Raw genomic sequence first — 19292 nt, 5'->3', positions numbered from 1 at the left:
GACTGGCATGACAGTTGACCCCATCAGGAGGGGGACCTTCCTGCGGTTGGCGCTGATGACTGCGGGTGCGGTGGGCCTCACTCTGGTGCAGGTTCCGGCGGCACAGGCCCGACCGGAGACAGAACCGAAGGCCGGAGCCGGTGTGCCGGCCGAAGCGGTTCCCAGCGCCGATCGGGACAAGTTGCTGGGCGCGTCGTGGCGCACTTCAACGGACCGGGCATGGACCACGGCGGGCGACGCCGAGGGCCTTCATGTGCTGGTGGCGGATGCCGCCGACGGCTATGCGTGGCGTACCGTTGCGACGCTGCGTGAGGGTGGCTTCGACACCGACCGGTGGATCGGCAATGCCTGCGTCACGTCGTCCGGGCGCCGCGCGGTCGTCGTCTACGCCCCACGCAGCTTCACCAACAAGACCGAGTTGAGCGGGCGGGGCGGTTTCACAGCTGTCGTCGATCTGCAGACCGGAAAGGTCACCAAACTTCCGGTCACGACGAGCCTCGCGTATTTCAATCCGGGCTGCGGTGCGGGTGAGTCGGCTGCACTGACGCAAGAGGGCGACGAAGGGTTGCCCGGCACCCAACTGCTGCGGCTTGACGCCGAACGCGGCACGCTGGGGTCCAAGGTCAAGATCAACGGCCAGTTCACCTCGGCGGTGTCGACGCGGGACGGCTTCGTCGGCGGACTGAGCGACAGGCTCGCCGCAGTCGACACTGCGGGCCGGGTGCGGATGGTGACGAAGAGCCGAGGCGTGCCGTTCGCGATCCGAGCAGACAAAGACGGCGGGCTCAACTTCCTGGAGGCGGATGGAACCGCCATGCGAGCACGTCGGCAGATCGACAGCAGGGTCACCACTCTCGCCGAGGGTCCGATCGGCACATTCGGCCTGGAGCGCGGCGACAGCGGTCGGGTATTCCTGACGGGCACTCCGAAGACGGTGAAACCGCTACCAGCGGCGGTGCGCCGACTGAGCGTGCCAGTTCAGGCAGAGATCTCCACAAACGGTGACCTGGCCTTCGAGCGGACGATGACGGCAAAGGAGAGCCTGCCCGGGTCCACAGTGTCAGTCGGCACCCGGGCATCTCTCCGGCTGGGTGCCCGCGTCATGAAGTCCGGCCGTGAGGTCGCCTTTCAGGTGAACCCTGTGGAGACGGCCCCCACGTCGGACAGTCCGGCCATCGGCGCGTCCCGACCGTCGTCGAGTGGCAGATCGATGGGGCCCAGCGCGGCCGATGACGTGCTGGAGCCGTACACGCCACAGGACCCGGACCCGTGGTGTTCGGTGCCGCGCAACGACATCGCCACACTCGCCTACCATCCGCGCCCTCGTCAGATCGAGTGGGCCGTCGACTACGGCATCTTCGGGGCGTTGACCCAGAGCCGTCCCGCCAACTACCGGGGCTTCGGCCTGCCGGCCTACTCGCCCCAGGGGATGTTCCCGCCCCGCGCGCTTGCCGGCGGCGGCCATGTTGCTGCCCAGGTCATGCTCGGCATCCTGGCTCAGGAATCCAACCTGTGGCAGGCGTCCCAGACGGAGTCCGGCGAGTATGGCAACCCGCTGATCGGCAACTACTACGGCCGCCGCTACTACGACTCCGACACCAGCGATGACTGGCGGATCCACTGGGACGAGGCCGACTGCGGCTACGGCGTCAGCCAGGTGACCGACGGTATGCGCAAGGCCGGAAAGGAGAAGCCGGGCGAGACCGCCAGACCGGCCACCCACCAGCGGGCAATTGCACTCGACTACGCGGCGAACATTTCCGCGGGCTTGCAGATCCTGCAGGACAAGTGGAACCAGACGTACAACGCAGGACTGAGGATCAACAACGCCGACCCGACCCGGATCGAGAACTGGTTCTTCGCTGCCTGGGCGTACAACAGTGGTTTCTACCCGGACAAGGGTGATGGCTCACCCTGGGGAGTGGGTTGGGGGAACAACCCCATCAACCCGCGGTACGACCCGACGCGACACCCGTTCCTGGACGTGCGGAACCCGCTCGACCCAGACGACAACGTGCCGGTGTTCAGCGACGCGGCACATCCACAGGACTGGCCCTACCAGGAGAAGGTCATCGGGTGGGCTGCTCAGTCGATCGATACCGGCGACGACGGGGTTGGTTTTCGCACGGCGTACTGGAACGGCGAACCGATCGAGGCGCGGCTGCGGCGCTCTGAGGCCAAGCCCCAGATCTGGACGTTCTGCGATTCCACCAACAATTGTGACCAGCTCCAGCGGGTGCAACCGAACGAGCCGGGTTTGGAGGGCGAGAAGCCGGGGCCCTGCCTACACAAGAACAGCGCTGGCCAGTATGACCTGAAGTGCTGGTACCACAAACCCGTGACCTGGAAGAGCGATTGCGAGGAGACCTGCGGTTACGAGGGCATTCGCTACGACGTACCGGACAACTACTCCGAGCCGGCAGATGGCACGCACAATCCGCCACGGTGCACGGCCAGTCAGCTGCCGTCTGGCGCGATCGTGGTCGACTACGTTCTATCCGGAACCAGCATGCCGCGTTGCGGCGGCGTCGGACCACGCAATGACGGGTCGGTGAAATTCGAGTTCGGGAGTGGATGGCCGAACGAGTACACGGCGAAGATCGACCTTCACCAGGTGGACAACGGCTTTGGGGGTCATCACTGGTTCACCAGGGCACGCGGGTCGGTCAAGTTCCAGGTGATCGGAACGTGGCGACCGCCGGCGTCGTACTCCGGTTGGACCGGAATCTATGCCTACATCCCCATGACCGGGGCTCGCGTGAATGACGCGATCTACGAAGTCCAGACGGGCGACGGCCGGACCCGTCAGGTACGGGTGGACCAGGACTACCACAAGGGCGGCTGGGTGTGGCTCGGCAACTTCAGCCTCCGCTCCGGTGCCAGCGTGAGGCTCGACTCCTTCAAGTCAGCACCCACCGAGAAGACCATCGGGTTCGACGCCGTGGCGTTCGTTCCCGGCGGCGGCTCATAAGGTAAGTGCCGCATCGGGCTGCTGCGAAAGTGCAGCCCGATGCGGCACCCCGCACGGCGATGGAACGGCAGAATCAGTACTTGGACGTCCACCAGGTGGTGGGGCCCGCAGAGGCTTCCGCTCTCGCGAGAAGCCCGGCGTCGTTCACCATCTGGGTGTAGTAGGCGTCAGCGAAACCGCTGTACGACGTACGGACGCGACCGTCGGAGTAGTAGCTGCGGACGGTCGGGTAGTAGAAGTCCGACCCGACCCGAGCCCAGGCGGTGCGGCAGCGGGGACTGTAGCGCAGCTCGAGGTTGATGCCGCTGGTGTTCGACGCGACAGTCGTCGCATCGTCCGCGCAGTAGTGGTAGCACGACGTACATCCACTGTAGTAGATCTTGTAGGTGGCCGGGTTCTTCCCGTCGCACGTCGATCCGCAGCCGGCACTGGCCAGCTCCGCGGCCGGGATCATCGTGGCGGTGCTGGGGTCCAGATCCTGCGCCCTGATCGTGGTGGACGAGCTGTCACTCGCCGACGGTGCCGACATCGCGGCTTGCGGGGCGACGACGGCACCCCCCAGGCAGATCAGCAGCGTGGCGCCCAGTCGGACGAGATTCCTCTTCAGCACGGTTGTACCTCCAACGTCGATGGAATGAGTGGAGGATCCAACCGTCGGCCATCAAGCCGTCACCAGCTCTCCACAGTTCGGCCAATCGACCTGATGGCGTCACCCGACGCAGCGCCGGACGACCAGCGCGTGCCGCGCCGCCGAGCGGCCGTTAGCCGCAGCGTCGACGCCAGCACGAAAGCGCCCTGCGGGAAGACCGGACGGATGGCTGTACCCAGGCAATCCATCCCCTCGGTACGGGGTTGTGGACCGCGCCGAGCCATTCGGGCATGAGGCCCATATCAGGCGTCCAGCTTCCACTCAGATGATCTTGAGGGACGCTTGACGGACATCCAGGACCGACTATGCTGAGTCACAACTTGCTACGGCAAAAGCACCGAACGCAACACGGGGGCTCAATTGGAAATCTCGTTTTTGGGGCCATTAACCGTTAAATCGGGCTTAATGGTTCTACCTCTAGGTGGGGACCGGAATCGCAGACTTCTCGCCGCTCTTCTGATCGATGCCAACCAACCGGTACCGATCGACCGGCTCATCGATGTCTTATGGGGCGAGCAGCCACCTAGCACCGCACGCCAGCAGGTTCAAAATCGGCTCGGCAAGCTTCGGCGCCTCTTCGGGCAGACGCACGACCCACAAATCAACCGGGTCGGGCGGGGCTATTCCCTTGAAGTGAGCGAGCATCAGGTCGACGGCCTCACGTTCCGCAAGCTCTGCGCCGAAGCCGAGTACGCTCAGCGACTCGGGCAATTCGATCGCGCGGCCAGCCACCTCAACGCGGCCCTCGGCCTCTGGCGGGGCTCCGCCTTGGAGGGCATCGATTCGCCCGCCTTGAGCGCAGACGCTCTCCGTTGGGAGGAATCCAGACTCAGGGCCATCGAGACGTTGGTGGAGCTGGAGTTCAGCTGCGGCCGACACAGCGCCGTCACCGCCGATCTCCGCACCTGGGTCCAGCGCTACCCCTACCACGAGGGTCTGCACTGCCGGCTCGCCGAGGCTCTGCATCTAAGGTCTCGCACGGGTGAAGCGCTGATGCTGCTACACCAGTTGAAGATGCGGCTCGCCACCGAGCTGGGCATCAATCCGGGCGCCTCGGTGCAGGAGATGCACCTTCGCCTGGTCGGCGCATCGCCGGATCCCGAGACGCCTCAGTCCGACCGAGCAGTTGAAGCGCTCCGCCGGGCACTGACTGAAACGACACAGTCTCTGAAGGTGCTCACCAACGCCTTGGAGTTCCTCAACAACTGAGTTGTACGCACATCCGCACTTGGAGGGGAGCGCACCGGTCGGCGCGTTCCCCTCCAAGTGGACATCTGCTCGACTCACCACCAACTGGTGCAGGTCCAGCCTTCACCCGGGCCGGTCGGGTCGAAACAGGCCTGCGCCTCCAGCCCTGCGTCATTGACCATGTTCGTGTATTCGGACGGGTAGAAGGCGCTCATCGACGTCCGCTGCGTGCCATTGGTGTAGCGGCTGACCACCTTGAAGATCACGTCGCTCGCGGCGGTCTTCGCCCAAGCCGTACGACAACGAGGGCTGTAGCGCAGGCTGACGCTGCCGGAGGAGTTCGAGACGCTGTACTGGGTGATCGCGTCGTCAGCGCACTTGTAGTAGCTCGAGCCGTTGTAGTAGATCTTGAAGTAGGGATCCTTCCCGTCGCACGACGATCCGCAGCCGCTCGTGGCGAGCGTCGCCGCGTCGATCCGGGTGCCCTGCCCCGCCGCGATCACCGCCTCGACGTCGGATACGGACGCGGGCTGGGCCGGCGCGGCCTGGGCCGGGGTGGGACCGGCGAGGAAGCTCAGGGCGAGAGCCGAGGCGAGGCCAGGGAGGAACAACAGTCGCTTCATGATTCTCCTGATCAGGTGAAGGGGACAACGGCAGCCTGGCATCCGCCGTCATCGCGGCCCCATCGACCACTCATCAGTTCTGGATAGTCATCATCAACGTCCTACTCAGGACGGTGAGCAAAGCAAAACGCCGCCGCCGGCCGGACGAGTCGTCCGGCCGGCGGCGGCGTCATGCGTGGTGCGGGTCAGTCCCGTGTGGTCGGTGGCAGGCCGGGCAGCAGACCACCGCCGTTTCCGCCGTTCCCGGGGCCGCCAGGGCCGCCGGGGCCGTTGCCGCCGGGGTTGCCCTCGGTACGTGGGCAGAACGGGTTGGTCAGCGGGTCACAGGGTGCCCCCGGCCCACCGGGCTGGCCGCCGGGCTGACCCGGAACGGTCGGCGGCGGTGGCGGCGCCTCCTTGCCGTTGCCCTTCGTGACGTCGCCCTCGCCGGTGACGGTGGGCAGGGGAATCTCCTCCTGGCCCTTGAGCGCCGTGTTCATGTACTTCTCCCAGATAGGACCGGGCAGCGTCGAGCCACCGATGTCCTTGCCATTGGCGAGACGGATCTGCGGCTTCTTCGGGTCCCGACTGCCCACCCAGACCGCGGTGGCGATCTGTGGGGTGTAGCCGACCGTCCACGCGTGGGCGTTGTCCTTGTCGTCGTACTCCCAGGTGCCCGTCTTGGCGGCGGCCTGACGGCCGTCTTCGAGCGAGAGATGGTTGGGGGCGGGAATCTGCTTGAGGACGCCGGTCACCTCATCGGTGATTTTCTTGTCGATCCGCTGCTCCGGCTTGATGCGCTCGCTGCCGACGACCTTCCACTTACCGGTGTCCTTGTCCTGCTGCTCCACCTTGATGACGAAGTGCGCCTTGATGTACTTGCCGTCGTTGGCGAACGTCGCCATCGCGTTCGCGTGGTCGAACACGGTGAGCGGGTACTTGCCGAAACCGGTGTAGTTGTCGAACGGGTTCTTCTCCTTCTTCGACAGGTCGTAGGCCCGCGGTGGGTTGACGTCCCACATGGTGGTCACGCCGGCCTTCCGGGCCATGTCGACGACCTTGTCGGCGCCGATGGTGTCGGCGACCCAGTAGAAGGGCACGTTGTACGACTGGACCGTCGACTCTTCGAGGGTGCAGTACTTGCCGCACTTGAGGTTGGTCCGGCCGGCGTTACCGATCGGGTCCTTGGAACCCTCGGGCTTGTACGGCGTGGGGTCCCAGTGCGACTTGACGGAGATGCCGGCCTCGATCGCGGCGGCGAGGGTGTAGACCTTCATCGAGGAGCCCGGCGGGTGACCACCAGTCAGGTCGCCATTCTTGTCGGTGTTCATGCCGGCGTAGTCGAAGTCGGCACCGCTGTCACCGCCGTAGTAGGCGAGCACGCGGCCCTTCTTCGGGTCGATCGATACCACCGCCGCCATCAGGTTCTTGGGCTGGTCGTTGAGCTCCGAGCCCTTCTTCGACTGCATGGCGACGTTCTCGGCGGCCGTCTGGAGCTTCGGGTCGATGGTCGTGGTGATCCGGTAGCCGTCGTCCCGCAGCGCGTCGACACAGCTCGTCTTGCCCTCCGCGCCGCTGTCGGAGCAGAGGCCCATCGCGTCCATCTCCTGACGGACGTAGTTGATCACGTTGCCTCGGGGGGTGTCGACGCCGAAGCCGTTGCCGCCCTTCTTCGGTGGCAGCACCTTCGGGTATTCGATCGGGGTGGCGGGGTCTAGCCAGCCCTCCTTCTTCATCCCGTCGATCACGTAGTCCCACCGCGTCTTGGCGTCGGTCGGATTGACCGCCGGGTCGTAACCCCTGTGGGTGTCGGTCGCGACCGGCTGCTTGATCAGCGCGGCCAGGACCGCGCCCTCGGCGGGGCTCAGCTTGATCGCCGACTTGCCGAAGTACGTCTGTGCCGCCGCCTCGATGCCGTACGCGCCGCGTCCGAAGTAGATGACGTTCAGGTAGTGCTGCATGATCGTCGGCTTGTCGTACTTGTCGTTCAGCTTGGAGGCGAGGATGGCCTCCTTCACCTTCCGGCCGTACGTGTCGTCCTTGAGGTTCTCGAACGCGTTGCGGGCGTACTGCTGCGTGATCGTCGAGGCGCCCTGCTTGTCACCGTTGGAGACGTTGTTCCACGCGGCCCGGACGATGCCCTTGTAGTCGACGCCCGAGTGCCGGTAGAAGTTCCGGTCCTCGGCTGCCGCCACCGCGTGCTGCACGTGCTCCGGGATCTGGTCGATGGTGACGAAGGTGCGGTTCTCGCTGCCCAGCTTGGCGAGCGTGGTCCTGCCGTCCTTGGCGTAGACGGTGGTGGACAGTGGCAGCGGCATCTCGTTGGGCATGACGACGTTCGTCGAGTAGTAGGTGAACCCGACCACGCCGACACCGGCGAGCATGATGAAGACGGCGAACCCGGCGATCAGCAGGTTCATCCGCTTGCGCTTCTTGGCCCGAGCCGCCCCCGCCGGGTCACCCGCGCCGCGACCGCCCCGGCCACCGCGACCCGGACCGTTCGGTCCGCCGGGGCCTCCGGGGCCGCCCGGTCCGCCGGAGACCGGCGAGACGCTCGCCCGGGCCACCGCGGCACGGCCACCCACCGACGCGGAACCGACGCTGGCCCGGCCCGCCGAGGCGGCGCCGACGGCGGCGGTGCCGACCCGCGCCCGACCTGCGGGCGCGCCCGGCGCCGGGGACACCGGAACAGAGGCCCGGCCCGCGCCGGCACGGCCCGCGGCCACACCCGGCGCCGGCGACACGGGCACCGAGGCACGGCCGCTCCGGCCCGGCGTGGCCGAGCCCACCGATGCGGACCCGGCCGCGGCACCGCCGCGCGGCGGCACGGCAGCCGAACCGCCCACCGACGCGCGACCGCCCGCTGCCGGCGGTGTCACCGAGGCACGGCCGGGGGGCGCCGCAGGCTCCGAGGCGGACCAGCCGCCCGCGCGGGAGTCACCGCCGGGTCGGCGGTACGCGTCGTCCGCGCCCGGTCCGGGGTCGCCGTTCGGGCCCGGGTACTGGGCCCGCCCACGCGCAGAACTGGGATCGCCGTACGAGTTCATTCTTCACACCCTGCCGGTCGCGGTGGAGCGCGACTGCGCCGCCACCGGGTTGCCGTGAGTTGCTTCACCCGGGACGCCGGCACGGGGGTGCCGGCTCGCCAAGGTCATTGCTGTATCAATCGGGCCAATCGGACCAACGATTGGTCGGCCGTCCCGGGTCATGTCCACAGCCTCGGGGCCGGTCGAACCAACTGAGATCACCGTTGCGCCTCTCGCCTCCGCCGACCCGCGCCTTCGGCGCCCGCCGCGTTCTGTTCGCCAGCGCCAGCACCGTCGCCGTCACCCGTGAGACCGTCCCGGCCGAGCAGGTACTGCTCGACGAGATGGTTCCAGTCACAGCCGAGGCACACCTCCACCACGAAGACCTGGAACTCACGTAGCGTCATCGCCAGCACGGGCAGCTCGGCCAGTGTCCGGGCCTGTCCGGCGGACTGCTTGAGTTCGTCCCCGTAAATGTAGTGGACGAGGGTCAGGTTCTCGCTGCGACAGATGGGGCAGCGGCGGTCGGTCGGTTCACCGTGGAACCGGGCAGCGTTCTTCAGGTACGGCGACGCGTCGCAGACGTCGTACGTGCCGACCCGGCCGGTTAGGAGCTCACGCAGCACCGCTCGCTTCTGTAGCGAGTAGTCGACGACCTGGCGCTGCGTACGCATGCGGAGAAGGGTACGCGGTCCGGCCCGACGAGGCGACCACGGTCACGATCCGTGACGGCGGGACCCCGGAACGGGGGTTTGCCCTGGCCCACGCGACCCGCTAACGTGCGATGTATCGGTCCGATACATCGCGGCGGTTACCGCTCCGCGCCGGAGGGTAAAGGGAGGGTGGCTCGTGCTCGAATTCGCCATCCTCGGCCTCCTGCAGGAGTCTCCGATGCACGGCTATGAGCTGCGCAAGGAGCTGACCGCCAAACTCGGCGCGATCCGGGCGGCGATCAGCTACGGCTCGCTCTACCCGACCCTGCGCAGGTTGCAGGCGGCGGGATGGATCACCGAAGCTGCCGAGACGCCCGCCACCGCCGAGGAGGTTCCCGCGCTGACCAGCCGACGTGGTCGGGTGGTCTACAAAATCACCGCGGAGGGCAAGGAACGCTTCGCCCAGCTGATCGCACAGGCTGGGCCCGAGACCTACGACGACACGGGTTTCGGTGTGCACTTCGCGTTCTTCGCCCGGACCGACCAGGCGACCCGCCTGCGCATTCTGGAGGGTCGCCGCCGCAAGATCGAGGAACGTCGCGAAGGGCTTCGCGACGTGCTGGGCCGGGCGGCCGAGCGCCTCGACGCTTACACCCTGGAACTGCAGCGCCACGGCCTGGACGCCTGTGAGCGTGAGGTCCGCTGGCTGGAGGAGCTCATAGCCAACGAGCGCTCCGGCCGAGCCCCGACGGTCCCGCACGGGACGGCCGGTGGCCGACGAGAAGACAACAGCCCGCCTCCACCTGGAGAGACCAGGAAAGAGCGGCCGTGACAGAAAAGAAGGAGGCAGACGCTATGGGCTCCGTCCGCGTCGCCATCGTCGGTGTGGGTAACTGCGCCTCGTCCCTGGTTCAGGGCGTCGAGTACTACCGGAACGCCGACCCGAACGACCGCGTCCCGGGTCTCATGCATGTCGCCTTCGGCGACTACCACGTCAACGCCGTGGAGTTCGTCGCGGCATTCGACGTGGACGCCAAGAAGGTGGGCATGGACCTCGCGGAGGCGATCGTCGCCAGCGAGAACAACACCATCAAGCTCTGCGACGTGCCGCCGACCGGCGTGTCCGTGCAGCGCGGTCCGACCTTCGACGGTCTGGGCCAGTACTACCGCGAGATCATCGAGGAGTCCGACGCCGCCCCCGTCGACGTGACGCAGGCGCTGCGCGACGCGCAGGTCGACGTCGTCGTCTGCTACCTCCCGGTCGGCTCCGAGCAGGCCGCCAAGTTCTACGCCCAGGCCGCGATCGACGCCGGCTGCGCGTTCGTCAACGCCCTGCCGGTCTTCATCGCCTCCGACCCGGAGTGGGCCCAGAAGTTCACCGACGCGGGCCTGCCGATCGTCGGTGACGACATCAAGAGCCAGGTCGGCGCCACCATCGTGCACCGCGCCCTCGCGAAGCTCTTCGAGGACCGCGGCGTCGAGCTGCTGCGCACGTACCAGCTCAACTTCGGCGGCAACATGGACTTCATGAACATGCTGGAGCGCACCCGCCTGGTCTCGAAGAAGATCTCGAAGACGCAGTCGGTCACCTCGCAGATCCCGCACGAGATGAGCAAGAGCGACGTGCACATCGGCCCGTCGGACCACGTGCCGTGGCTGGACGACCGCAAGTGGGCGTACATCCGCCTGGAGGGTCGCTCGTTCGGCGACACCCCGCTCAACGCCGAGCTCAAGCTCGAGGTGTGGGATTCTCCGAACTCGGCCGGCGTCATCATCGACGCGGTCCGCGCCGCGAAGATCGCCCTGGACCGCAAGATCGGCGGCCCGATCCTGTCGGCCTCGTCGTACTTCATGAAGTCCCCGCCGGTGCAGTACGCCGACCACGACGCCCACCAGGCCGTGGAGGAGTTCATCGCTGGCGAGGCCGAGCGCTGACCCGCTGAGCATCAGCACGGCCGAGGGCCGGGTCCGTCAGGGACCCGGCCCTCGCCGCGTTCCGCCCACCGTCACATACGGGCTCAGGACCAGGCGTGCCGCAGCGCGACGCTCGCCTCCAGCTCCAACAGCTTGACCTTGCGCGGCAGGCCCCCGCCGAAGCCGACCAGCTTGCCGCCCGCGCCGACGATCCGGTGACAGGGCACGATCACCGGGATCGGGTTGCGGTTGCAGGCCACCCCCACCGCCCGCGCCGCCCCGGGATCCCCGACCAGCCGCGCCACCTCGCCGTAGGTCAACGTCTCGCCGTACGGGATGCGCGTCATCTCCCGCCACACCGCCCGCTCGAACTCGGAGCCGCGCGGAGGCGACACGGGCACGGTGAACGCGCTCAGCTCGCCGGCGAAGTACGCCCTCAGTTCGGCGACGGTCTGCCGGGACAGCGCGTCGTCGGGCTCGTCGGCCGCCCCCTCGACGCGGCCGAAGTGGGCTCCGCGGACACCCGTGCCGTCGGTGGCCACGGAGAACTCGCCGATCGGTGAGTCGAGCACGGTCCAGCGCATCGACCCATTGTCCCTGTCGCGGACCCCTTCGCCGGCCCGGCTACCAGCGTCGAGCCGAAAGCCACTCCTCAGCCGCCGGACCGCGGCGGCAGCGACCCGCATCGGTAGCTCATCATCGCGCCTTGGTGACTGTTGAACCTTGCATCACGTCGATACCGTGCGGGTCGTGGCCACGGGGACGCTCATCTTTCTGATCATCGGTGGGGCGGGTGTCGGGGTGCTGGCACTCGCCCTGCTCGGCAGCGAGCTGCTGCACTTCGGGCACGCCGACGTGGACGGGCCGATCTCCACCGAGACGGTCGCCGGCTTCGCCGGAGCGTTCGGCTTCGGCGGGGCGATCGTCAACGAGCTGCTCGGCGCGCGTACCCCCGCGCTGATCGCGGGTGCGGCGGCCGGCGGCCTGCTCGCGGCCGTGCCCACGGCGTGGTTGGCGTCGCGGCTCAGTCGGGCGGCGCGCAACATGCGCACCGACCCCACCCCCACCCGGGACGACCTGGTCGGCGCGCTCGGCCTGGTGGTGACCCCGGTGCCGGTGAACGGGTACGGCGAGGTGCGGGTACGCGTGGCCGGCCAGCCGGTCAAGCTCAACGCCCGCGCCGACCAGCCGATCCCGGTCGGCGCTCAGATCTTCGTCGTACAGGCGCTCAGCGAGACCAGCGTGCACGTCGAAACCTACTGATTTCCTCCTCGCAGACGGGACTTCCCCTCCATGCCCCTGTTGATAGCTGTCGGCGGCGCGGTTCTCCTCGCGCTCGTCCTGGTGTTCTTCGTTCTGTCCCGGATCAAGGTGGCCGGGCCGAACGAGGCGTTCATCGTCACCGGCCGCAAGGGCCGCACCACGCAGACCGCCGACGGTGCCCGGTCGACCGACAATTCCGGGCAGAAGGTGGTGCTGGGCGCCTCGGTCTTCGTGCTCCCGGTGGTGCAGAAGCTCCAGTCGCTCGACCTGTCCAGCCGGCGGATCGACGTCGGCATCCGGGGCGCGGTCAGCAAGCAGGGCATCCGCGCCGACCTGCACGGCGTGGCGATCGTCAAGGTCGGCGGCACCGAGGACGCGATCCGCGCGGCCGCCCAGCGGTTCCTGCACCAGCAGGACGAGATCGACAACTTCACCCGGGAGGTGCTGGCCGGCGCGCTGCGTTCGATCGTCGGCCGGCTCACCGTCGAGGAGGTCATCCGGGACCGGGCGGCCTTCGCCAGCGCCGTGGCCGAGGAGGCCGAGCACTCGATGACCAACCAGGGTCTGGTGCTCGACACCTTCCAACTCCAGGACATCCTCGCCGAGGGCTCGTACCTGCAGGATCTGGGGCGACCCGAGGCGGCCCGGGTGCTCAAGGACGCGGCGATCGCCGAGGCGCGGGCCCGGCAGCAGGCCGAGCAGGAGCGACTGCTCGCCGAGGAGGCCATCGCCGAGGCGAACCGGAACCTGGCCCTCAAGCAGGCCGGCATCCAGGCGGAGATCGACGCGGCGAAGGCCAAGTCGGCCGCGGCCGGGCCGCTCGCCCAGGCGGAGCGGGACCAGGCGATCCTCTCCGAGCAGCAGAAGGTGGCGGAGCGCAACGCCGAACTCAAGCAGCGTCAGCTGGACACCGAGGTGCGCAAGCCGGCCGACGCCGCCCGGTACAAGGTGGAGCAGGAGGCCGAGGCGGCCCGCAACGCTGCGGTGCTGAGCGCCGACGCGCAGCGACAGGCGGTCATCGCCGCCGCGCAGGCATCCGCCGAGCAGGCACGGCTCACCGGTGAGGGCGAGCGGGCCCGGCGGGCCGCGCTGGCCGAGGCGAACGCGATCGAGGGCGCCAAGGAGGGTGAGGCCGAGCAGCGGCGGCGCTCCGCGATCGCCGAGGCGGTCGAGCGGGAGGGCACGGCCGAGGCGGCGGCCATCCTGGCCCGAGGACAGGCCGAGGCCGACGCGATGGCCCGCAAGGCCGAGGCGTTCGCGGCGTACGGCGAGGCCGCGGTGCTGGACCTCCTGGTCAAGGTGCTGCCGCAGGTGGTCGAGGCGGCGAGCGCTCCGATCGGGGCGATCGACAAGATGACCGTCATCTCCACCGACGGCGCGTCGTCGCTGACGAAGTCGGTGGCCGGCAACGTCGCCCAGGGACTGCAGCTCGGCAGCGACCTGACCGGCATCGACCTGGCCGGCCTGCTGGCGCGGCTGGGCTCGGCGTCCACGCCCAGCGGCAACGGCACCCCCGCGGGCAAGAGCCCGTCCGTGGACGGAACGGCCGTCGAGACGCGCTAGTAGGTAACGCCGATCGGGGCGTCGCTCTCACTCCGGGAGCGACGCCCCGGCCGCGCCAGCCAACGTCAGGGGATCAGGCCTTCGGCGCGGGCCCAGCGCAGCAGCTCGGCCTCGGCGGCGTCGCGGTCCAGCGGGCCGTGCTCCAGGCGCTGTTCCTTGAGGTGCTTCCAGGCCCGCCCCACGACCGGCCCCGGCGGTACGCCGAGCAGCTCCATGATCGCGTTGCCGTCCAGGTCGGGGCGGACCCGGGCCAGGTCCTCCTCGGCGGCGATCCGGGCGATCCGGTCTTCCAACGCGTCGTAGTCGGCGGCGAGCTGGGCGGCCTTGCGCCGGTTGCGGGTGGTGCAGTCGGAGCGGGTCAGCTTGTGCAGCCGGGGCAGCAGGTCACCGGCGTCGGCGACGTAGCGGCGCACCGCCGAGTCGGTCCACTCGCCCCGCCCGTACCCGTAGAAACGCAGGTGCAGCGCCACCAGCGCGGTCACCTTCGCGGTGATCTCCTTGGGGTAGCGCAGGGCCTTCATCCGGGCCTTGGTCAGCCGCGCGCCCACCACCTCGTGGTGGTGGAAGCTGACCCGGCCGTCGGGCCCGACGGACTTGGTCGCCGGCTTGCCCACGTCGTGCATGAGGGCGGCCATCCGCAGGATGAAGTCGCAGCCGTCCTCCTCGAAGGAGACCGCGTTCTCGACGACCGTCAGCGTGTGCTCGTAGACGTCCTTGTGCTGGGCGTGCTCGTCGATCTCCAGCTTCAGGCCGGTCAGCTCCGGCAGGAACCGCTCGGCCAGCCCGGTGTCGACCAGCAGCCGCAGCCCGGTGATCGGGTCGGCGCCGCAGAGCAGCTTGGTGAACTCGTCCCGCACCCGCTCGGCCGTGATCCGGTCCAGGTCGGCGGCCATCTCGGTCATCGCCGCGTGCACGTCCGGGTGCACGGCGAAGCGCAGTTGGGCGGCGAACCGGGCCGCCCGCAGCATCCGCAGGGGGTCGTCGCCGAACGACTCACGCGGGGTGCTCGGCGTACGGATGACCTTGGCTGAGAGATCGTCCAGCCCACCGTGCGGGTCGGTGAAGCGGTGCTCCGGGAGGCTGACGGCCATCGCGTTGATGGTGAAGTCACGCCGCTTCAGGTCCTCGTCGAGGCTGGTGCCGTACACCACCACCGGGTTGCGGCTGACCTGGTCGTACGACTCGGCGCGGAAGGTGGTGATCTCCAGCCGGAGGCCGTCGCGCTGAGCGCCGATGGTGCCGAACTCCCGGCCGGTCTCCCAGATCGACTCGGCCCAGCCCTTGATGATCCGCAGCGTCTCGTCGGGGTGGGCGTCGGTGCAGAAATCCAGGTCGTCACCGAGCCGGCCGAGCAGGGCGTCCCGCACCGAACCGCCCACCAGGTGCAGCTCGTGACCAGCGCGGACGAAGCGGCGGCCCAACTCGTCGGCGACCGGAGAGACCCGGAGTAGTTCGGCGACGGCGTTGCGCTGCGCGGCGGTGAGTTCGCGGCGGTCGGCGGCGTGAGGAGCGGAGGCTTCGGACATGGGATCGCCAGCTTATCGGGCCGGGGTGTGATCCGATCCGCCGGGCGCGGGTATCGGGCAGGGGTTGACTATGGTCTGTGACGTGCGGGTCGGCGCCCGGCTCGACGTACCCCTGGGAGGCTGGAGATGAGCGGCGGGCTCTACCGCAGCGCGAACGCCGCGCAGGACGGCGGTGCGGGAGCCAACGTCCGCCCCTCCGACGGCGCCACGTTCATTTCGGCCGAGCCACTGAACCAGCCGGCCATGGAGTCGACCGCCCCACCGCAGGAGCAGGTGGGCGAGGCGAGCGCCGCGACCAACAGCGCGGTGATGGCGGTCGGCAGCCTGGTCAGCCGGGGTACGGGCTTCCTGCGCAACCTGGTCATCGCGGCGGCGCTCGGCGGCGCGCTGGTCGGTGACGCGTACACCACCGCGCAGATCCTGCCCGGGATGGTCTACGAGTTCCTGCTCGGCGGCGTGCTCACCAGCGTGTTGATTCCGGTGCTGGTGCGTCGCCGCAAGGTCGACGTCGACGGCGGCCAGGCGTACGCCCAACGGCTGCTCACCCTGGCGGTGCTCGCCCTCGGCGTCGCGGCGCTGCTCGCGGTCGCCTTCGCCTCGACGCTGACGTGGCTCTACGGCAGCGGCCCGGCGAGTGGCGATTATTCGCAGCTGGTCACTGGGCTGGCCCGTCTCATGCTGCCGATGATCTTCTTCTCCGGACTGAGCGCGCTGATCAGCGCGGTGCTCAACACCCGGGGGCACTTCGCCGCGCCGATGTGGGCGCCGATCCTGAACAACCTCGTGGTGATCGGGACGGCGGGTCTCTACATCGCCGTGTTCGGCGCGGAGATCGTCCGCCCGGAGGAGATGACCACCGGGCGGATCCTGCTGATCGGCGGCGGCACCCTTCTCGGCGTCGCGGTCCAGGCGGCGGGTCTGCTGCCGGCGCTGCGCAAGGTCGGCTTCCGCTGGAAGCTGCGCTTCGACTTCCGCGCGCTCGGCCTACGCGAGCTGGGCCGACTCGGGGCGTGGATGATCTGCTACGTCGCCGTGAGCCAGGTCGGCCTCATCGTGCTGTTCAACCTGCTGAACCGGGCCGGCAAGGAGAACGCCGCCGGCCCGCTGATCTACAACAACGTCTTCCTGCTGCTGATGACCGCACACGGGATCATCGCCGTCTCGATCATCACCGCGCTGATGCCCCGGATGAGCGCCGCCGCCGCCGACGGCCGGTACGCCGACGTCGCCGCCGACCTGTCGCGCGGCACCCGCACGGTCACGGCGGTGCTCGCCCCGATCGCGGTCTGCTACGCCGTCCTCGCCACTCCGATCGCGTTCACGCTGTTCCGGTTCGGCGCGTTCAACGAAAACAACGCCACCGCCACCTCCGTCGTGCTGCTCGCCGCCGCGCTGGCGCTGGTTCCGTTCGCGGTGAGCCAGCTCTTCACCTTCGCCTTCTACGCCCTGCCGGACACCCGCACCCCCGCGCTGATCAACATTCCGGTGGTGGCGCTGCGGATCGGCGTGCAGATCGTGCTCTTCGTGGCGTTCTCCGCCAGCTTCGCCGGCGCCGGGATGATGATCGGCAACGCGGTCTCCTACCTGGCGGCGGCGGTCGGCTCCGCCTGGCTGCTGCGCCCCCGGGTCGGGCGCATCGGCCTCGGGGAGATCATGCGTACCGGCGGTCGGGTCCTGGTCGCGTCACTCGGCGCGGGGCTGGTCGGCCTGCTCGTGGTCAAGCTGTTGCCTGGCGACGACACGCCGACCCGTCTGGAGGCCATCGTCCAGCTCGTGATCGGTGGCGCGGTGATCGGTGGGACGTACCTCGGTCTCGCCATGGTGCTGCGGATCGGGGAGATCACCGAGGTGGTCGGCATGGTCCGCCGCCGCCTCGGTCGCTGACCGCAAGGATCCGGGCACCGAAAGTCGTAGCCACACGGAACGTGACCACGGATCACCAGGCTGGGGATGCACCTGTGGATAACTCCGCGATTCGCCGGTCAACAACCGGATCGACCTGTGGATAACCAACCGTACGGCTGAGCGTGGTCGCCCGATCGGCGGGAACAGGCGGTTGGCGAGGTCACCACGCCAGGCCCGGCCCCGGCGTCGGTCACTTGCGGTGAAGCCGTAGATTGGCTAGTACATGTGCCAGCAACGTGGCTGACAACGGTCGTAACCGGACGACTTCCCCGACTCCCGGCACCCCGCCGGGTACGGCAAGAAGATGACATGTCGGGGAGACGGGCAACCCGGGTAAGGTCGCTCTCGACGGGTACGGCAGGCGCCGACGCTGCGCGTCGACACCGGTTGGCCGGTTCCTTCGACGGCAGAGCGGGAAGCCACATGCCCAGCAGTGCGGGTCCATCGATCGACACGATCACCGAGGGAGGACGGGTGACCCAGGTCGGCGAGGGTCAGGAGGCGGACGAGAGCGCTCCTCCGGTCATGACCTTCGGTGCTCCCACGGCCGGTGAAATCCTCGCCGAGCGTTACGAGCTGGTCGAGCACATCAACAACGACAGCGCGGGTCGGCTGGTATGGCGGGGAGTCGACGTCATCCTGCGCCGCCCCGTCGCGGTGGTGCTGCGCTACCCGGGTGGCGACTCCGCCACCGAGATGCTCCAGGCCGCTGTCGCGGCCAGCCGCGTCATCCACCCCAACCTGGTCGGCGTCTACGACGCGATCGACGAGGCCGAGCGGGCGTACGTGGTCCGTGAGTGGGTGGACGGGCAGTCGTTGCGCGACCTGGCCGCCGATGGTCCGCTGGACCCGGCGCGGGCCACCGCGATCGGCAACGCCGTCGCCAGCGCGCTCGCCGCGGTGCACGCCACCGGGATGGTGCACGGCAACGTCCACCCCGGCACCGTGATGATCAGCGACGAGGGTCGCGTGGTCCTGGCCGACGCACGCACCGACGGTGACGACAGCCAGGAGAGTGACATCCGGGCGGTCGGCGGCGTCCTCTACTTCGCACTGACCGGTCACTGGCCGCACGCCGAGGCGCCGCTGCGCGGCGCCACCGCCGGCCATGGTCGGGCCGCCATCCCGGACGCGGTCCGGGACGCCGGGGGCGCCCTCGCGGCGCCCCGCCAGGTTCGGGCCGGGGTGCCCGCGTACCTGGACGACCTGACCATGGATCTGCTCGACGCCGAGATCGCTCCGCCGTCGTCCGACGTGCTGGCGGCCGAGTTGGCCCGGCTGGACGTGCCCGCCGAGGAGGAGCACTACCTCGACAACGGCGGGCCGCTGCGGTTCGCCGCCGACACCGAGGACGAGCCGTCGCCGCTGGCCGCGGCCGGTGGTCGCAAGGTCGCCATCGGCATCGCCGGCCTGCTGGCGGTCGCCCTGGTCGGTCTGCTCATCGGCATCAGCGCGCTGGGCGGCGACGACAAGGACCCGCAGAACAGCGCCGGGGCCACGCCCACCGCCAGCGCTCCGGCCGGCGAGGCCACCCCGGCCGCCGCCACGGTCCGCAACCTCGGCGTGCAGGGCATCCGGATCATCGACCCGGACAGCAGCAAGCGCGACGAACTCGGCGGCGCCGACAAGATCATCGACGGCGACAACGACAAGGGTTGGGAGACCGACCGCTATCCGAACGCCACGTACGGGAACCTCAAGGCCGGCATGGGTGTCTGGCTGGACCTGGGCTCGCCGCACACGGTGAAGTCGGTGCAGGCCGTGCTCTCCGGTCGAGGCGCCACCGCGAAGCTGCTCGCCGGCACGTCCGGCTACCCGTCGACCTCCAACGGCGACAAGCAGATGGTGGCGAACTACAAGACCGAGATCGGTGTCCTGAAGGAGCACGACGGCACCACGATGACCTTCAACGGCTTCAACGCCGACGAGAAGTACCGCTACCTGCTGCTCTGGTTCACCGAGCTGCCGGCCATCGGCGACGAGGACGGCTTCCGGCTCGGCGTGCAGGAGATTACGGTCCAGGGTTCGTGAT

General features: G+C 68.9%; 14 protein-coding genes. 8 read left to right on the top strand and 6 right to left on the bottom strand.

The window, feature by feature from the left end:
* Nucleotides 1-7: 7 nt before the first annotated feature.
* Nucleotides 8-2971 carry a hypothetical protein gene (locus ABZU53_RS02305; RefSeq protein ID WP_355063366.1) on the top strand — a complete coding sequence of 988 codons (2964 nt, stop codon included), beginning with the start codon at nucleotides 8-10 and terminating at the stop codon, nucleotides 2969-2971.
* A 73-nt stretch (nucleotides 2972-3044) separates the two neighbouring features.
* Here ABZU53_RS02305 and ABZU53_RS02300 read toward each other — a convergent pair whose 3' ends face one another.
* Nucleotides 3045-3581, bottom strand: coding sequence for a DUF2690 domain-containing protein (locus ABZU53_RS02300; protein WP_355063364.1), 537 nt, complete (start codon nucleotides 3579-3581; stop codon nucleotides 3045-3047).
* Between the two features lie 399 nt (nucleotides 3582-3980).
* Between ABZU53_RS02300 and ABZU53_RS02295 the strand changes: the two genes are divergently transcribed.
* The gene (locus ABZU53_RS02295) at nucleotides 3981-4829 is read left to right on the top strand and encodes an AfsR/SARP family transcriptional regulator (protein WP_354855758.1); all 849 of its coding nucleotides are present in this window, start codon (nucleotides 3981-3983) and stop codon (nucleotides 4827-4829) included.
* A gap of 74 nt (nucleotides 4830-4903) precedes the next feature.
* Here the strand turns inward: ABZU53_RS02295 and ABZU53_RS02290 are convergent, their stop codons facing one another.
* From ABZU53_RS02290 to ABZU53_RS02280, 3 genes are all read right to left on the bottom strand, one after another.
* Nucleotides 4904-5431 carry a DUF2690 domain-containing protein gene (locus tag ABZU53_RS02290; protein ID WP_354855757.1) on the bottom strand — a complete coding sequence of 176 codons (528 nt, stop codon included), beginning with the start codon at nucleotides 5429-5431 and terminating at the stop codon, nucleotides 4904-4906.
* Nucleotides 5432-5616: 185 nt separating this feature from the next.
* Nucleotides 5617-8457, bottom strand: a complete 2841-nt coding sequence (locus tag ABZU53_RS02285) for a transglycosylase domain-containing protein (RefSeq protein WP_355063362.1) — start codon at nucleotides 8455-8457, stop codon at nucleotides 5617-5619.
* A 197-nt stretch (nucleotides 8458-8654) separates the two neighbouring features.
* Nucleotides 8655-9110 (bottom strand): DUF5318 domain-containing protein, encoded by a 456-nt coding sequence (locus tag ABZU53_RS02280; protein WP_355063360.1) that lies wholly within the window; start codon nucleotides 9108-9110, stop codon nucleotides 8655-8657.
* A 175-nt stretch (nucleotides 9111-9285) separates the two neighbouring features.
* Here ABZU53_RS02280 and ABZU53_RS02275 point away from each other — a divergent pair, with 175 nt between their 5' ends.
* Both ABZU53_RS02275 and ABZU53_RS02270 read left to right on the top strand, forming a co-directional pair.
* The gene (locus ABZU53_RS02275) at nucleotides 9286-9921 is read left to right on the top strand and encodes a PadR family transcriptional regulator (RefSeq protein WP_354862695.1); all 636 of its coding nucleotides are present in this window, start codon (nucleotides 9286-9288) and stop codon (nucleotides 9919-9921) included.
* Nucleotides 9922-9944: 23 nt separating this feature from the next.
* Nucleotides 9945-11024: an inositol-3-phosphate synthase gene (locus ABZU53_RS02270; RefSeq protein ID WP_354862696.1), complete on the top strand. Its 1080-nt coding sequence runs from the start codon at nucleotides 9945-9947 to the stop codon at nucleotides 11022-11024.
* Nucleotides 11025-11107: 83 nt separating this feature from the next.
* Here ABZU53_RS02270 and ABZU53_RS02265 read toward each other — a convergent pair whose 3' ends face one another.
* A complete protein-coding gene (locus tag ABZU53_RS02265) occupies nucleotides 11108-11587 on the bottom strand; it encodes a methylated-DNA--[protein]-cysteine S-methyltransferase (protein WP_354862698.1) in 480 nt (159 codons plus the stop codon).
* 157 nt (nucleotides 11588-11744) lie between these two features.
* Here ABZU53_RS02265 and ABZU53_RS02260 point away from each other — a divergent pair, with 157 nt between their 5' ends.
* Both ABZU53_RS02260 and ABZU53_RS02255 read left to right on the top strand, forming a co-directional pair.
* Nucleotides 11745-12266 carry a hypothetical protein gene (locus tag ABZU53_RS02260; RefSeq protein ID WP_344354343.1) on the top strand — a complete coding sequence of 174 codons (522 nt, stop codon included), beginning with the start codon at nucleotides 11745-11747 and terminating at the stop codon, nucleotides 12264-12266.
* A gap of 30 nt (nucleotides 12267-12296) precedes the next feature.
* A complete protein-coding gene (locus ABZU53_RS02255) occupies nucleotides 12297-13829 on the top strand; it encodes an SPFH domain-containing protein (protein WP_354862700.1) in 1533 nt (510 codons plus the stop codon).
* Between the two features lie 65 nt (nucleotides 13830-13894).
* Here ABZU53_RS02255 and ABZU53_RS02250 read toward each other — a convergent pair whose 3' ends face one another.
* The gene (locus tag ABZU53_RS02250) at nucleotides 13895-15355 is read right to left on the bottom strand and encodes a CCA tRNA nucleotidyltransferase (protein ID WP_355063358.1); all 1461 of its coding nucleotides are present in this window, start codon (nucleotides 15353-15355) and stop codon (nucleotides 13895-13897) included.
* A 126-nt stretch (nucleotides 15356-15481) separates the two neighbouring features.
* Between ABZU53_RS02250 and murJ the strand changes: the two genes are divergently transcribed.
* Both murJ and ABZU53_RS02240 read left to right on the top strand, forming a co-directional pair.
* Entirely contained in the window at nucleotides 15482-17239 is a 1758-nt protein-coding gene (gene murJ / locus ABZU53_RS02245; protein ID WP_355063356.1) for a murein biosynthesis integral membrane protein MurJ, read from the top strand.
* A 444-nt stretch (nucleotides 17240-17683) separates the two neighbouring features.
* Nucleotides 17684-19291, top strand: a complete 1608-nt coding sequence (locus ABZU53_RS02240; protein WP_355063354.1) for a protein kinase family protein — start codon at nucleotides 17684-17686, stop codon at nucleotides 19289-19291.
* Nucleotide 19292 lies beyond the last annotated feature (1 nt).

This window comes from Micromonospora sp. NPDC005194, assembly GCF_040608335.1.
GTDB lineage: Bacteria > Actinomycetota > Actinomycetes > Mycobacteriales > Micromonosporaceae > Micromonospora.
The sequence above is the reverse complement of the archived record's forward strand: the minus strand, read 5'-3'. Positions and strand labels throughout refer to the sequence as shown.